Source organism: Nocardioides bruguierae, from assembly GCF_023554635.1.
Taxonomy (GTDB): Bacteria; Actinomycetota; Actinomycetes; order Propionibacteriales; family Nocardioidaceae; genus Nocardioides; species Nocardioides bruguierae.
Genome location: NZ_JAMJPH010000035.1, coordinates 23,589 through 38,451 on the forward strand (window position 1 = coordinate 23,589; position 14,863 = coordinate 38,451).

Below are 14,863 nucleotides of genomic sequence, written 5' to 3' on the forward strand. Positions count from 1 at the left end.
CTGCCCGAGCCGACCGACCGACCACCGGCCCGGCGGGGCCGACCAGGAGGGAACCGTGATGACCCACCCGCCCGGCTTCCTGCCGCCCCCGGACCCCGAGCCGGGGGCGGCGCCGCGCCACCCCGTCGGCGGTCGCCGTCGCGCCGTCGAGTCGGTCGCCTCCCCGCCCGTCCGCCCCGGCGCCCTGCTGCGGCTGACGCTCCGGGGCCCCGGGGGAGCGGTGGACGTCGCCGTCCCCGACTCCCTCTGCCTCGTCGAGGTGCTCGCCGAGCGACCCGACCTCGCCGGGCTCGTCGGCCTGGACGAGGCGACGCTGGCGGCCGCGCCGCGCGCCCGTCTCGCAGCACGACTGGCGGACGGCACGCCCGTGCCGGTCGCGGTGCCGCTCGCCGACGGTCTCGCGGCGTCGGCGGGCCCTGCGGTGCCGGACGGGGCACTGCTGCTGCTCGGCCTGGAGGAACCGGGAACGCCCGCGGACGACCCGGCCGCACGGGTCGCACAGGTCGTCGGCGGTGACCGGTCCCTCGGCCCGGGGCTCCCGGCGCCGGTCCTCACAGCGTCGGTCCTCAGGGCGCCGGTGCTCACGGCCTGGCTCCTCGTCGCCGGCGCCGGGCTCGCCCCCGGCGTCCTCGCGTCCGCGGCGCTCCCGACGACCGCCGCGGCCCTCGGCGCCCTGTCGCTCCTGCTGCTGGTGCGTCCCACCCGCGCCCGCAGCGCTCCGACCGCTGCCCTGGTAGGCACGGGCTCCGCCGCGCTGGCCGGGCTCGCCGCGCTGCCGGCTGCGGACCGTCTCGGGGTCCACGGGCCGGCCGCACCGGCGATCGCGGGGCTCGTCGCACTGCTCGTCGCCGGCACCGCGGCGGGCCTGCTCGGTCGCCGCTGGGGGCTCTGCCTGCCCGGGCTCGTGGCCGGCGCAGGCCTGGCCGCGGGCGCGGGCGTCGTCCTGGTCGGCGGCACCCCGGCCGCGGGGGCGAGCGTCGTCCTGACCCTCACGGTGATGGCCAGCAACCTCGCGCCCTGGTGGGCGGCCGCGCTCGTCGCCGAGACCGACGGTGCAGACCCTGGTGACGGCCCGGGACGCGGCACCCGCCCCGCCCACGACCTGCTGCTCGGCTCCGCGGTCGCGAGCGTGCCGGTGACGGCGGCGTGCGCAGCGGTCCTCTCCGTCACCAGCGGTCCTGCCGCCTCGGTCCTGCCGGTCCTCGCCGCGCTGCTCGTGGGGCTGCGCGCCCGGCACGCCCGCGGTCCGCTCCGGATGACGGGCCTGGTCGTCGCGGCCGGCGCGGCCGCGGCCTGCGTGCTCGCGCCCGCCCTGTTCGGCCGGTCGTCGACCACCGCGGCAGCCGTCCTGCTCGCGGCGGCCCTCGTGCTCGTGGTCGCCCGCCCGCCGGGCGGCACGGCCGCCCTGCGGCTGGCCCGGTGGGGCGACGCGGTGGAGTCCCTGCTCCTCGTGCTCCTCCTGCCCACCGCCGTGCTGGCGGCGGGGCTCGGGCCCGACCTGTCCCGGCTGCTCGGCGAGAGCGGGTGGTGGCCGTGGTGAGCCGTCGCGACCTCCTCGAGGCGGAGGGCTGGCACCGTCGCCGCACCGCCGCCGCGCTCGTCGGTCGCACGCCGGGCGCCGACGAGCCGGGGCCGCCCTGGCGCCGCCTCGTCCTGGGGACCCTGCTGGCGGTGCTGGTGGCGGTCGTGCCGGGGGTCGTCGCCGGGATGGGCTTCTCGGCACCGGGCGGCCGGCCCACGGACGGCGACGGCGCCGTCGTCGCACGCGAGGTCGAGGAGCTGCACGCGCCGGCGCTCGTGCTGGACGCCGCCGGGCAGGCCTACGCCCTGCTCGACCCGCCTCCTGGCGCGGCGGCCGGCGCTCAGGACCAGACGGCCGTGCTGCACCCCGTCGGCAACGCGGTCGCGGCGCGGCTCGTGCTCGGCGAGGCCGCCGCGTCCCCGGTGACCGCGCCCGCCGACGTGCTCGCCTCCCTCCCGACGGGCAGGCCCCTCGGCCTCGCCGGCGCGCCCACGCGTCTCCCGGAGCCCGACCAGCTCGCGACCGGATGGACGGTCTGCGCCGGCGCCCGGGGGAGCGCCACGCTGACGCTCACCGGGTCCGCTGCGAGCACGGGGAGCGCGACGGGCGCCGTGCTGGTGCGCGCCGCCGGCACCGACGTCACCTGGTTGGTCACGCCCGACCGCGCGGGCGGGCTGGTCCGCCTGCGGGTGCCCCCGGGCAGCGACGAGGTGCTGGCCGCGCTCGGTCAGCCCGCCGCTCGCTGGGCCCGCACGGTGCCCGCTGCCTGGGTCGGGCTGCTGCCGACCGGTGCGCCGCTGAGCCCGGCGGCGTTCGCCGACGTGGTGGCTGGGGGCAGGCTCGGGCGACCCGCGCCCGGCCGACCCGCCGGCGTCCGGGTCGGGGACCACACCCGCTCCGGGTCCCGGGTGGTGGACGCGGCGGGGTCGCTGCGGCCCCTGGACCGGTTCGCCGCCCGCGTGTGGGCCGCCCTGGCCGGCGACCTCCCGGCGCGGGCCACGTCGCCGGGCCGACTGGTGCAGGGCTCGGCCGGCGGCCTGGGGCCGGCGCTGCGCCCGGACGGGTGGCCGGCCGCCGTCCCCGTCGTCGGCGGGGACGCGGACCTGTGCCTCTCAGCGTCCACGGACGAGGAGCCCGCGTGGGGGCTCGTGCCCGAGGGCACCGGACCCCGGGCGGCGCTGGTCGCGGCCACGGGGTGGACCTGGTTGGTCTCCGACGGCACCCGCCACCGGCTCGGCCCCGACGCGGCCGACGCGCTGGGGCTGGGGGAGGCGACGCCCCTGACGGTGCCGGCGTCCTGGCTGCGCCTGGTGGAGGCCGGCCCGCGCCTCTCGGCGGCCGCGGTGCTGCGTGGTGGCGAGCTGCGTGGTGGGCAGCGGGGCAGGCGGTAGCCGGCCGGCCGGACCGCGCAGCACCGTGGGAACGACGAAGGCGCCGCACCTGCTGGTGCGGCGCCTTCGGCTGCGGCGGAGGTAGGGGGATTCGAACCCCCGAGGGCTGTTAACCCAACCCGCTTTCCAAGCGAGCGCCATAGGCCACTAGGCGATACCTCCGAGACGTAAGTTACCGGTGAGCGCCTGTGGTCGCGAAATCCGGCGGACCGAGCCGCCCGGGCCGCCGAGGACGGCCCCCGTCTTGGGCGGCTCGTCGGTGCTCGCCTAGAGTGGGGGCAACCCCCCACGTGGCGGCATCTCGCCCAACTCCCCCAGGGCGGAAACGCAGCAAGGGTAAGTGAGCTCTGTCGGGTGCGTGGGGGGCCTTCTCGTTCCTGGCCGCGGCCCCGGTCGAGCGGCCGTCGCCGCTCCCGGTGAGGCTCCCAGGGGCCGGCCCGGCGTCGGCCCGGCGTCGGTCCGGCGCCCTCCTCCACAGCGCTGACCTCGGCGGCACGGCGACTGTCGGTCGGGCTCGTTAGGGTCTGCGTGTGGAGTCGCCCCTCGCCCTGTACCGCCGCTACCGGCCCGAGACCTTTGCCGAGGTCATCGGGCAGGACCACGTGACCGGTCCGCTGCGTGCGGCCCTGGCCAACAACCGGGTCAACCACGCCTACTTGTTCTCGGGTCCGCGCGGTTGCGGCAAGACCACCTCCGCCCGCATCCTCGCCCGCGCGCTCAACTGCGAGCAGGGGCCGACCCCCGAGCCGTGCGGGCAGTGCGAGTCCTGCCGCGACCTGGCCCGCGGGGGTCCCGGCTCGATCGACGTCATCGAGATCGACGCGGCCTCGCACGGTGGTGTCGACGACGCCCGTGACCTGCGCGAGAAGGCGTTCTTCGCGCCGGTGAAGAGCCGCTACAAGGTCTACATCATCGACGAGGCCCACATGGTCACCACGCAGGGCTTCAACGCCCTGCTCAAGCTCGTCGAGGAGCCCCCGCCGCACCTGCGGTTCATCTTCGCCACCACCGAGCCGGAGAAGGTGCTCGGCACCATCCGCTCGCGCACCCACCACTACCCGTTCCGGCTGATCCCGCCGCGGCTGCTCTCGAGCTACCTGACCGAGCTCTGCGACCTCGAGGGCGTCGGCATCGAGCAGGCCGCGATCCCGCTCGTCGTGCGCGCCGGCGGCGGCTCCGCCCGCGACACCCTCTCCGTGCTCGACCAGCTGCTCGGCGGCGCCGGGCCCGAGGGCGTGACCTACCAGCTGGCCACCGGCCTGCTCGGCTACACGCCCGACTCGCTGCTCGACGAGGTGGTCGACGCGTTCGCCGCCGCCGACGGAGCCGCGGTCTTCGGCGTCGTGGACAAGGTGATCGAGACCGGGCAGGACCCGCGCCGCTTCACCGAGGACCTCCTGCGTCGCCTGCGGGACCTCGTCATCGTGGCCGCCGTCCCGGATGCGCCCGCCTCGGGCCTCATCGACGTCTCCGAGGACGCCGGCGAGCGACTGGTCGGGCAGGCCTCCCGCTTCGGTGCCGCCGACCTCACCCGCGCCGCGGACATCGTGGCCGCCGGTCTGACCGAGATGCGCGGCGCCACCGCCCCGCGCCTCCTGCTCGAGCTCATCTGCGCCCGGGTGCTGCTGCCCGGTGCCGACCACGGCACCGACGGCCTGGCGGCCCGGCTGGACCGGGTCGAGCGGCGCATGTCGGTCTCGGGTCAGGTCAGCGCGCCCGCGCACCACGCCCCCAGCGCCCCCGCGCAGGACCGGCCTCGACCGGTCCCGGCGCAGTCCCACGCTCCTGAGCCGCCGGCCGAGTCGATCACCCCGGTGCTGCCGGAGGAGACGCGCATCCCCGCCGCTCCGCCGGCCCCGGCGCCGCAGGCTGCGGCCCAGCAGGCTCCGGCCCAGCAGGCTCCGGCACCGCAGACCCCGGTCGAGCGGCAGCCCGCCGAGGAGACGCGTGCCCCCGCTGCCGGACCCGCGGGAGCCGTGGCGCCCGCAGCCCCGGAGACCGCAGCGCCCCCGGCGCCGCAGGACGATCCGTGGGCCGTGCCCGACCGCCCGGCCCCGGCCGTGCCCCAGTCTTCGGCGGCCGAGCCGGTCGCCGAGCCGGTCGCTGACCCCGCTGAGCCCGCTGCCGAGCCCGCCGCGGGGCTGAGCCTGGTCGAGGTGCGCCGGCTGTGGCCCGACATCGTCGAGGCGACCAAGCAGCGACGCCGCGTGACGTGGATCCACCTGACCACGAACGCCCAGGTCGTCGCCGTGGACGCGAAGACGCTGACCCTCGGGTTCGCGAACACCGGCGCCCGGGCCTCCTTCGACTCCGGCGGCAGCGCGGAGATCGTCCGCCAGGCGGCCATCGACGTCGTCGGGATGGACTGGCGGATCGAGACCATCGTCGACCCCGGGGCCAGCCCCGACGGTCCGGTCGTGACCCGCCCGGCCGCCCGCGCGCCCGAGCCCGCACCAGCCGCGGCGCCGCGGCCGGCCGCCCCGTCGACGGAGTCGGCACCGGACGCCTCCTCGCAGCGTGGCCGGGGCGAGCCCGAGGGCCGGGCCCGCCCCGACCAGCGCCCGGCCGAGCAGGCCGCCCCGGCGGCGGAGCGTCCCCCCGCCTGGGCCGACGACACCGCGCCGCCGGCGACCCGCGAGACGGACCAGCGGCCGGGGCGGACCGCGGCCGCACCGGAGGAGTCCCGTCCCGCCTGGGCGGACGCCGAGCCGCCCTCGTGGGCCGACGGCGAGCCGACCGAGGACCTGCCGCCCGACGACGGGCGGTCCGGACGGGGCCGCCCCGAGGCGCCGGCACCGGACGCGGCGGGGCAGCCCACCGCCCGCCGGCTCGGCAGCGGCGGGATCTCCGCGGCGCGCAGCGCGATCCAGGCGACCCGATCCGGCCCGGCCGCCGCGGAGGAACCGGCCGCGCCCACGCACGACCCGGACGCCGACGTGACGATGGACGACGAGGACGCCGAGACCGACGACCTGGCCGGCGCCGAGCTGCTGGCCCGCGAGCTGGGGGCCAAGGTCATCGAGGAGATCCGGCACCAGTGAGCAGCACGCCACGGGCCGGTCGCGGACCGGGCAGCCGCCCGGAGGGCACACTGGTCCGGCAGGGCCGGCCGTCGCGCCGGACGCAGAGGTCGGTCCCGGGGGCCGGCAACGACACCGACACACCACGGAGAGTGCGATGACGCAGAACCCGTTCGAGGGCATGGGCGGCGAGGGCGGCTTCGACATGGGCGCCCTGCTCCAGCAGGCCCAGGCCATGCAGGAGCAGCTGATGGAGACCCAGAAGCGGCTGGCCGAGGCCGTCGTGACGGGCAGCGTGGCCGGCGGGGCCGTCAACGTCACCGTGAGCGGCACCGGCGACCTGGTGGGCGTGGACCTGAAGGAGGGCGTCCTGGAGGGCACGGACGCGGATTCCCTCTCCGAGCTGGGTGACCTCGTGGTCGCCGCCTACCGCGACGCCAAGGCCCAGGCCGACCGCAACGCCCAGGACGCGCTCGGCCCGCTCGCCGGCGGCATGCCGGGCATGCCCGGCGCCGACGGACTCCCCGGCGGGCGCACGCCCGGCTCCGGCGGCTTCGGTTTCTGACCCTTCCCGGCCGGGTGACCCGGCCGCCCCGAGAGGAGCACGCGCTTGTACGAGGGCGTCGTCCAGGACCTGATCGACGAGCTCGGCCGACTGCCGGGCGTGGGTCCGAAGTCCGCTCAGCGGATCGCCTTCCACCTCCTGCAGGCCGACCCGACGGACGTCCGGCGGCTCGCCGACGTCCTGATCGAGGTCAAGGCCAAGGTGAAGTTCTGCACCGTGTGCTTCAACGTCACCGAGGAGGACACGTGCCGCATCTGTCGTGACCCGCGGCGCGACCCGTCCGTCCTGTGCGTGGTGGAGGAGTACAAGGACGTCGTCGCGATCGAGCGCACCCGGGAGTACAAGGGCCGCTACCACGTGCTGGGCGGGGCGATCAGCCCGATCGACGGCATCGGCCCCGACCAGCTGCACGTGCGCGAGCTGATGACGCGCCTGGCCGACGGCACGGTCACCGAGGTCATCCTCGCCACGGACCCGAACCTCGAGGGCGAGGCCACGGCGACGTACCTCACCCGGATGCTCACGGTGATGGACTTGCGCGTGACGCGCCTGGCGAGTGGACTGCCGGTAGGCGGCGACCTCGAGTACGCCGACGAGGTCACCCTCGGACGAGCCTTTGCTGGGAGGCGGGCAGCACAATGACGGAGAACAGCGCGGGCACCGGGCCCGTGGTCCTCGACGCCCAGGACCGGGCGCTCGCCCAGGACATCGCCGACACCGTCGGCGGCTTCCTCGTGGCGCTGCGCGCCATGGCCACCGAGCGCGACGGCGGACGAGCCGTCTCGCTGTTGCTGCTGGAGATCAGCCAGGTGCTCCTCGCCGGTGCACGCCTGGGCGCCCAGCGGGACTTCACGCCGCGCTCGGAGTACCAGCCGGACGTCGGCCCCGAGCCGGACCTCGACGACATGCGCCTGAGCCTCGCCGACATGCTCGGCGGGGTGGACACCTACGGCTTCGTGTTCGACCCGTACGTGCCGGACGTCGTGGAGAGCCAGCTCTCCGACGACCTCACCTCCATCGCCACCGACCTCGACACGGGCCTGCGCCACTACCAGCAGGGCAACGTGGCCGAGGCCCTGTGGTGGTGGCAGTTCTCCTACGTCTCCTCGTGGGGCAACCTGGCCGGCGCGGCGCTCAACGCCCTGCTCTCGGTCGTCGCCCACGACCGGCTCGACGCCGAGGTCGTGGTGGACGCCGACCAGGTGGCCGTCGCGAATGAGATGTTGGAGAGCACCGGCCCCGACGCTCGGTAGACTTCGTCCCTGGCCCGCTCGGCGAGCCCCTGCGCGCCCCACGCGCGGCGGGGACGAGCGGCCTCGGGCGCAGGGGAAAGTCTCCCTCGCCCGGACCGGCGGAACCGAAGAGGAGCTCCTCGTGAGCATTGTCGTGCAGAAGTACGGCGGGTCCTCCGTGGCCGACGCGGACGGCATCAAGCGCGTCGCCCAGCGGATCGTGAACACGCGCAAGCAGGGCAAGGACGTCGTCGTGGTCGTCTCCGCGATGGGCGACACGACGGACGACCTGCGAGACCTGGCGCAGCAGGTGACACCCCTGCCGCCGCCGCGCGAGCTGGACATGCTGCTCACCGCCGGTGAGCGCATCTCCATGGCGCTGCTGGCGATGGCCGTGACCCAGCTCGGGTACGAGGCACAGTCGTTCACGGGCTCGCAGGCCGGCGTCATCACGGACTCGGTGCACGGCAGGGCGAAGATCATCGACATCACGCCGGGCCGCATCGAGGGCGCGCTGAAGACGGGGGCCGTGGCCATCGTGGCCGGCTTCCAGGGTGTCTCGCAGGACACCAAGGACGTCACGACCTTGGGCCGTGGCGCCTCCGACACCACCGCCGTGGCGCTCGCCGCCGCGCTGGGTGCCGAGGTCTGCGAGATCTACACCGACGTGGCCGGCGTCTTCTCGGCCGACCCCCGGATCGTCCCCGCGGCCCGCAAGCTCGACCGCGTCTCCACCGAGGAGATGCTCGAGATGGCGGCCAGCGGCGCGAAGGTCCTCCACCTGCGCTGCGTGGAGTACGCGCGCCGGTACAACGTCCCGATCCACGTGCGCACCTCCTTCGACTACGTCGAGGGCACCTGGATCACCCCCGAATCCGAGCAGGACGGAGCCTCTGACGTGGAGCAGGCGATCATCTCCGGCGTGGCGCACGACCGGTCCCAGGCCAAGATCACCGTGGTCGGCGTGCCCGACAAGGTGGGCGAGGCCGCGCGCATCTTCGAGACCCTCGCCAACAGCGAGGTGAACATCGACATGGTCGTGCAGAACGTGTCGGCCGCCTCCACGGGGCTCACCGACATCTCCTTCACGCTGCCCCGCGACGACGGCCAGGGCGCCATGTCGACGCTGGCCCGCATCCAGGACGAGGTCGGCTACGACAAGCTGCTCTACGACGACCGCGTCGGCAAGGTCTCCCTCATCGGCGCCGGCATGCGCAGCCACCCCGGCATCACCGCCAAGTTCTTCACCGCGCTGGCCTCCGCCGGGGTGAACATCGAGATGATCTCCACCTCGGAGATCCGCATCTCGGTGATCGTCGCCGAGCAGCAGGTCGACACCGCCGTCCGCGCGACGCACACCGCGTTCGACCTGGACGCCACCGAGGTCGAGGCCGTGGTCTACGGAGGTACCGGGCGATGAGCGACGGTCTGCACATCGGCGTCGTCGGCGCCACCGGCCAGGTCGGTGTCGCGATGCGCCAGATCCTCGCCGAGCGGGACTTCCCGGTCGCGAGCATCCGCTTCTTCTCCTCCGCGCGCTCCGCGGGCAAGGTCCTGGACTACCGGGGCACGGAGGTCGTCGTCGAGGACGCCGCCACGGCCGACCCCGCGGGCCTGGACGTGGCGCTGTTCTCCGCCGGCGCCACCGCCTCGCGCGCCCTGGCCCCGAAGTTCGCCGAGGCCGGCGTCATCGTGGTCGACAACTCCAGCGCGTTCCGCAAGGACCCGTCGATCCCGCTGGTCGTCTCCGAGGTGAACCCGGAGGCCGCCGCCGGCGTCATCGAGGCGGGCCAGGGCATCATCGCCAACCCGAACTGCACGACCATGGCCGCGATGCCGGTGCTCAAGCCGCTGCACGCCGAGGCGGGCCTCGTCCGCCTGATCGCCTCGACCTACCAGGCCGTCTCCGGCTCCGGCATCGCCGGCGTCGAGGAGCTGGCCGGTGGCGTCGCGACCGCCGGCGAGAAGGCCAAGGAGCTCGCCTACGACGGCGAGGCCGTGGCGTTCGGCGAGCCGGGCGTCTACAAGAAGACCATCGCCTACAACGTCCTGCCCTTCGCGGGGAACCTCGTGGACGACGGCCTCAACGAGACCGACGAGGAGCAGAAGCTCCGCAACGAGTCCCGCAAGATCCTCGGGATCCCGGACCTCAAGGTCTCGGGCATCTGCGTGCGCGTGCCGGTCTTCACCGGTCACTCGCTCGCGATCAACGCCGAGTTCGAGCGTCCGATGACCCCGGCGCGGGCCGCCGAGCTGCTCGCCGCCGCCCCGGGCGTCGAGCTGGCCGACATCCCCAACCCGCTCGCCGCCGCCGGCAAGGACCCGTCCTACGTCGGTCGCCTGCGCACCGACCCGGGCGTCGACGGCGACCGTGGCCTCGCGCTGTTCATCAGCAACGACAACCTGCGCAAGGGCGCCGCCCTCAACACCGTGCAGATCGCCGAGCTGGTCGCAGCCTCGCGCTGACGCCCTCCGACGACAGCGGCCCCCGTCCACCAGGACGGGGGCCGCTGTCGTCGCGGGTGGGGGACGGCTAGCGCCTGACCCGGATGACGTCCCGCTGCGTCGTCCGCGCGACGAGCCGACTGCCGAGGTAGGTGACGGTGAGGCGCAGCCTGCCGACGTGCCGGGCGCGGGGCAGCCGGAACGTGGTCTCGCCGCCGCGCAGACGCTGCGTCCGAACGGCCAGCCCCGGCGCCGCCAGGCGGACCCGGCCCGCCACCGGCACGCCGCGGCCCGCGGCCAGGTCGACCCGCACGCGGGCGCGCCGGCCGAGGCTGATCCGCTGCGGCGCCCGCACCGTCATTCGTGGGCGCGCCTTCCGCACCCGGACGTCGACGACGGTGGACGACGCCGCCCAGGCGGGCGTGCCGGTGTACCGGACGGTGAGCGCGTGCAGGCCCGGACGCAGGGCCTTCCGGGGGAGCGGCACCGCCGCGGCCCCGTCCGCCACGGGCACGCTGCCCAGCAGCGTCCCACCCTCGAGCACCTCGACGTCGCCACCGTTCGCCGACGGGGCGAGGGTCACGCGGACCGCGCCGCGGCGCCCGTAGGCGAACGCCTCCGCCGTGGCGCTCAGCTCGGTGGCGTCGGCGACCTCGGCGACGGTGAGCGTCACCGTGGTCGGGGCCGCGCTCTCCACACCGTCGGAGGCGGCGTAGGTGAACGCGTCGGACCCCACGAAGCCCGTCTCGGGGGCGTAGGTGAACGAGCCGTCCTCGGCCAGGGTCAGGACGCCGTGCGCCGGCTGGTCGACGACCGCGGCCGTGAGCGGGCTGCCGTCGGCGTCGGTGTCGTTGGACAGCACGCCCGGCGCGTCGACCTCGAGGGTGACGTCCTCGTCGGTGGCGTAGGAGTCGGTCACGCCGACCGGTGCCACGCCCGGACGGACCTGCACGTCGCGGAAGCGCACCTGGTCGGTGGAGCCGCGGTTCTGCAGGCCGATGAAGCCGGTGGTGGGCAGGGTGCCGGACCACGCGTTCACCACGACGTCGTCGAGGAGCACCTCGACGCCCGTCGTGGTCACCCGGAGGGTGTAGGTGTTCCACTGCCCCGTGGGGTGCTCGGCCGTCGCGGCCTCCGCGTCGGCGGAGTGGAGCGTCCCGTCCGCGGTGCGGATGCCCGCGCCGTCGGCGCCGATGAGGACGGAGACCCCGCCCACGGGGTCGGCGCCGGCCCGGCTGGTGGAGCCGAGGTGCACGGCGGAGTCGTCGTTGAGGCCCTCGCGCAGCCAGTCGAGGCGCAGCGTGTAGGGCGCCGTCAGCTGCTGCGTGGCCCAGGTCGCGCCGCGTCCGCGCACGCTGAGGATCGTGCAGTCGGTCTGCCGGCCGAAGCCTCCGAGCCCGGCCTTGCGCCAGCCGTCGAAGGACGTGAACGTGCCGTCGAACAGGCTCGTCCAGCCCGGGGAGGCCTCCGTGGCCACACACGGGTCGGGCGCCGTGCCCCCGACCTGGATCGCGTCGAAGTTGAGGCGGCAGAAGTCGATGCTGCGGTCACACGTGAGGGCGAGCGTGTTGGCCCCGGCCTGGAGGCTGACCTCGGCGGCCACGAAGTCCCAGGCCTCCCAGTTCTCGTAGCTCGTCATGGGCAGGCTCAGCTGCTGGCGGTCGCCGCCGTTGGTGAGCAGCCCCATGGACCGCGTGACGTTCTCGTCGGGGCCCAGCGGCCCCGCGGCGTAGCGGACGTAGACCGGGTACGTGCCCGCCTCCGGCGCGGTGACGTTCATGGTCGAGGTCATCCCGGTCTCCCGGAACGTGTAGGAGCCCGTGCCGGAGAAGTTGCCGTGGTCGCCGGAGTTGAACGTCGGACCGCCGCTGATGGCGCCGTCCTCGACCTCCACCCAGGCGATCACGTCGCTGTCGGCAGCGACGGCCGCAGGCGGCGGCAGGACCACGCCGAGCAGGCCGGCGAGGAGCCCCGCCAGAGCCACGAGGGCGGCGGAGCGGGGTGGGCGGACGGCACGAGGCTGCATCACGGTTCCTTCTCCAGGAGACGCCCGTCACATCGGCGGGCTCACCGGAGCATAGGGGTCGGATTCACTCACGTGAACAGTGGGGGCGAAATAGTCAGAATATAAATCGTGGTGCAGGTATGCGAACCAGTCTCGCGCGTGAGTGGGCTCCCGCCCGGCAGGCGGGACGGCTCAGGCGGACTCCGCGGCCTCGGTGAGTCGCTGGGCGCCCGCGTAGGCCACGGCCGAGACGACGAGCAGCAGCAGGGGCAGCCAGGGGCTGGGCAGCCGGTCCGCGAGCAGCACGGCGACGACCGCGGTGGCGCCGGTGCCCAGCAGGGCCGTCGCGACCGCCTGGGGTGCGGAGACGAGCCGCAGCAGCAGCCCGCCGGCCACGACCCCCGCGACCAGCGCGAGCACCAGCAGCGTGGCTCCCAAGCCCGTGCCGCAGCTGCTCGAGCCCAGCGCCGCGCGACAGCCCTGGGAGGAGAGTGCCACCAGCGCGACCATGACCGCCCCGGAGCCGAGCCCTGCGAGCGGAGCCACGGCGGCCGGGGACAGGCCTCGGGCGCCCTCCAGGCCCGCCGCCAGCGCCGCTCCCGCACGCTCGCGGCGCCCGGGGCCCGCAGGCTCGGGCTGGGGGTCGGGCTGGGGGACGGGCTGGGGCCGGGCCTCGGCGACGGGCTCGCGCTCCGGCGCCGGCTGGACGAGGGTCGGCTGCTCGGTCGTGGCCGCGTCCGGGCCCGACGTCCCCCCGGGGCCCGGGGCGCCCTCGTCCGCCGCGTCCTCGTCGGCCGCGGCGTCGGCGCCGCGGCGGCGGCCGAGCAGGCGCCCGAGGCTGGGCGCGGCGAGCTTGTCGCGCTCGGAGTCAGGCATGCCCGCAGTGTGGCACGCGCCACGGTGCGAGGACATACGCCCAGGGGTCCCGCGGTGGGCCCGGGGGGAGGGGGGAGGACAGACGCACGCAGGGCCCGGACCCACTCTCGTGGGTCCGGGCCCTGCTGTCGGTGCCGGGGCACCTGAGGGTCGGGCTGACAGGATTTGAACCTGCGGCCTCCTCGTCCCGAACGAGGCGCGCTACCAAGCTGCGCCACAGCCCGATGTGCTCCACCAACGGTGGCTCACAAGCACGGGAGCATAGCCCAGCGGCGTGGTCGGCCCCCAATCGGGGAGCATCCCTGGACGGGTCGGCCCGCGCCCGCTCAGGCCACCGGCTCCAGGGTCAGCAGGACGGCCTCCGGGCGGCAGGCGACGCGCACCCGGGCGAAGGGGCTGGTGCCGAGCCCCGCGCACACGTGCAGCCAGGACGAGGCGGGGTCGCCGGGCCGGGAGTCGGCCGGGTGCCGGTGCAGTCCGCGGGCGCGCGCGTTGTCGAGGTCGCAGTTGGTGGTGAGCGCCCGGCCGTTCGGCAGGCAGACCTGGCCGCCGTGGGTGTGGCCGGCCAGGATCGCGTCCCACCCGCGCTGCGCGAAGTGGTCCAGCACGCGCAGGTACGGCGCGTGCGCGACGGCGAGCCGCACGCCGGCGTCCACGGGTGCGGCGTCGTCGACCGCGGCGAGGTCGTCGTAGGCCAGGTGCGGGTCGTCGACCCCCGCGAAGGCCAGGTCGACACCCTTCACGCTCAACCGCCCCGTGGTGTTGGTGAGGTCCAGCCACCCGCGACCGGTGAACGTGGCGGCCATGTGCCGCCACGGCAGCTCCGGCACGTCGGTGCGCCGCTTGCCGGTGTCGGGCAGCAGGTACTGGAACGGGTTGCGCACGCGCGGCTCGAAGTAGTCGTTGGAGCCCAGGACGAAGACGCCCGGCGCATCCAGGAGCGGGCCGAGGGCCTCGACCAGCGGGCCGACCGCACGCTGGTGGGAGAGGTTGTCGCCGGTGTTGACCACGAGGTCCACGGGCAGCGCGGAGAGCCGCGTCAGCCAGTCCCGCTTGCGCTCCTGGCCCGGGGTGAGGTGGATGTCGGAGAGGTGCAGCACGCGGATCGGGTCCGCCCCGGCGGGCAGCACCGGCAGTCGGTGGCGGCGCAGGGTGTACCGGCGGGCCTCGGCGGCGCCGGCGGCCAGCGCGGCGCCGCCGGCCGCCGCCAGGCCGAGGCCCGCGAGCACGGCGGGGCCGGGGGTGGGCAGCGGTCGGGCCAGCGCGTCGCGCAGCAGGCGCGGCGGGGCGGGAATCGACGTGTGTCGCACGAGGCCAGGCTGCCACAATGGCGCCCATGACCACTCTCAAGGACCGTCTCCGCACCGACCTCACCGCCGCCATGAAGGCACGCGACGAGCTGCGGTCCTCCACCCTGCGGATGGTCCTGTCCGCCGTCACCAACGCCGAGGTCGCGGGCAAGAGCGCCAAGGTGCTCACCGACGACGAGGTCGTCACCGTGCTGACCAGCGAGGCGAAGAAGCGCCGCGAGGCCGCGTCCGCCTTCGCCGAGGGCGGACGGGCCGAGTCCGCGCAGCGCGAGGAGGCCGAGGCCGGCGTCATCGCCGAGTACCTGCCCGAGCAGCTGACCGACGAGGAGGTCGCCGCGATCGTCGCGGCCGCGGTGGAGTCCACCGGCGCCGCCGGCGAGGGGATGCGCGCCATGGGCAAGGTGATGGGCGTGGTGCAGAAGCAGACCAAGGGTCGCGCGGACGGCGGCGCGGTGGCCGCCGAGGTGAAGAAGCAGCTCGGCGCCTCCTGAGACCGA

The 14,863-nt window shown here is 75.5% G+C and carries 12 protein-coding genes, 2 tRNA genes and 1 other RNA gene; 10 read left to right on the forward strand and 5 right to left on the reverse strand.

All coding sequences use genetic code 11. From position 1 onward, the window contains the following. The first annotated feature begins 58 nt into the window (after positions 1–58). Both M8316_RS18615 and M8316_RS21245 read left to right on the forward strand, forming a co-directional pair. Positions 59–1,540: a hypothetical protein gene (locus M8316_RS18615; protein ID WP_250053866.1), complete on the forward strand. Its 1,482-nt coding sequence runs from the start codon at positions 59–61 to the stop codon at positions 1,538–1,540. After that, a complete protein-coding gene (locus M8316_RS21245) occupies positions 1,537–2,913 on the forward strand; it encodes a type VII secretion protein EccB (protein ID WP_250053868.1) in 1,377 nt (458 codons plus the stop codon). Before M8316_RS18615 ends, M8316_RS21245 begins: the two co-directional genes overlap by 4 nt. A 76-nt stretch (positions 2,914–2,989) precedes the next feature. Here M8316_RS21245 and M8316_RS18625 read toward each other — a convergent pair. Further along, positions 2,990–3,075: transfer RNA gene (locus tag M8316_RS18625), tRNA-Ser, on the reverse strand. A gap of 118 nt (positions 3,076–3,193) precedes the next feature. Between M8316_RS18625 and ffs the strand changes: the two genes are divergently transcribed. The 7 genes from ffs to M8316_RS18660 all read left to right on the forward strand — a co-directional run bounded on the left by ffs (position 3,194) and on the right by M8316_RS18660 (position 10,196). After that, positions 3,194–3,284: signal recognition particle sRNA small type (ffs, locus tag M8316_RS18630), an RNA gene on the forward strand. A 159-nt stretch (positions 3,285–3,443) separates the two neighbouring features. Continuing rightward, complete coding sequence (locus M8316_RS18635) at positions 3,444–5,954, forward strand: DNA polymerase III subunit gamma and tau (protein ID WP_250053870.1); 2,511 nt, start codon at positions 3,444–3,446, stop codon at positions 5,952–5,954. A gap of 136 nt (positions 5,955–6,090) precedes the next feature. Continuing rightward, the gene (locus tag M8316_RS18640; RefSeq protein ID WP_250053872.1) at positions 6,091–6,498 is read left to right on the forward strand and encodes a YbaB/EbfC family nucleoid-associated protein; all 408 of its coding nucleotides are present in this window, start codon (positions 6,091–6,093) and stop codon (positions 6,496–6,498) included. A 45-nt stretch (positions 6,499–6,543) separates the two neighbouring features. After that, positions 6,544–7,140: a recombination mediator RecR gene (recR, locus tag M8316_RS18645; protein WP_250053874.1), complete on the forward strand. Its 597-nt coding sequence runs from the start codon at positions 6,544–6,546 to the stop codon at positions 7,138–7,140. Then, complete coding sequence (locus M8316_RS18650) at positions 7,137–7,751, forward strand: DUF5063 domain-containing protein (protein ID WP_250053876.1); 615 nt, start codon at positions 7,137–7,139, stop codon at positions 7,749–7,751. The genes recR and M8316_RS18650 overlap by 4 nt, the downstream gene beginning before the upstream one ends. A gap of 121 nt (positions 7,752–7,872) precedes the next feature. Beyond that, on the forward strand, positions 7,873–9,150 hold the full coding sequence (locus tag M8316_RS18655; RefSeq protein WP_250053887.1) for an aspartate kinase: 1,278 nt from the start codon (positions 7,873–7,875) through the stop codon (positions 9,148–9,150). After that, positions 9,147–10,196 carry an aspartate-semialdehyde dehydrogenase gene (locus M8316_RS18660; RefSeq protein WP_250053888.1) on the forward strand — a complete coding sequence of 350 codons (1,050 nt, stop codon included), beginning with the start codon at positions 9,147–9,149 and terminating at the stop codon, positions 10,194–10,196. The genes M8316_RS18655 and M8316_RS18660 overlap by 4 nt, the downstream gene beginning before the upstream one ends. Before the next feature lie 67 nt (positions 10,197–10,263). Here the strand turns inward: M8316_RS18660 and M8316_RS18665 are convergent, their stop codons facing one another. From M8316_RS18665 to M8316_RS18680, 4 genes are all read right to left on the reverse strand, one after another. Then, positions 10,264–12,201 carry a cadherin-like domain-containing protein gene (locus tag M8316_RS18665; RefSeq protein WP_250053893.1) on the reverse strand — a complete coding sequence of 646 codons (1,938 nt, stop codon included), beginning with the start codon at positions 12,199–12,201 and terminating at the stop codon, positions 10,264–10,266. A gap of 171 nt (positions 12,202–12,372) precedes the next feature. Then, complete coding sequence (locus M8316_RS18670) at positions 12,373–13,056, reverse strand: hypothetical protein (protein WP_250053889.1); 684 nt, start codon at positions 13,054–13,056, stop codon at positions 12,373–12,375. A gap of 150 nt (positions 13,057–13,206) precedes the next feature. Next, positions 13,207–13,280: transfer RNA gene (locus M8316_RS18675), tRNA-Pro, on the reverse strand. Between the two features lie 102 nt (positions 13,281–13,382). Further along, a complete protein-coding gene (locus M8316_RS18680) occupies positions 13,383–14,366 on the reverse strand; it encodes a metallophosphoesterase (protein ID WP_308195982.1) in 984 nt (327 codons plus the stop codon). A 26-nt stretch (positions 14,367–14,392) separates the two neighbouring features. On the opposite strand from M8316_RS18680, the gene M8316_RS18685 reads away from it, so the two are divergent. Beyond that, positions 14,393–14,857: a GatB/YqeY domain-containing protein gene (locus tag M8316_RS18685; protein ID WP_250053890.1), complete on the forward strand. Its 465-nt coding sequence runs from the start codon at positions 14,393–14,395 to the stop codon at positions 14,855–14,857. Positions 14,858–14,863: the final 6 nt, after the last annotated feature.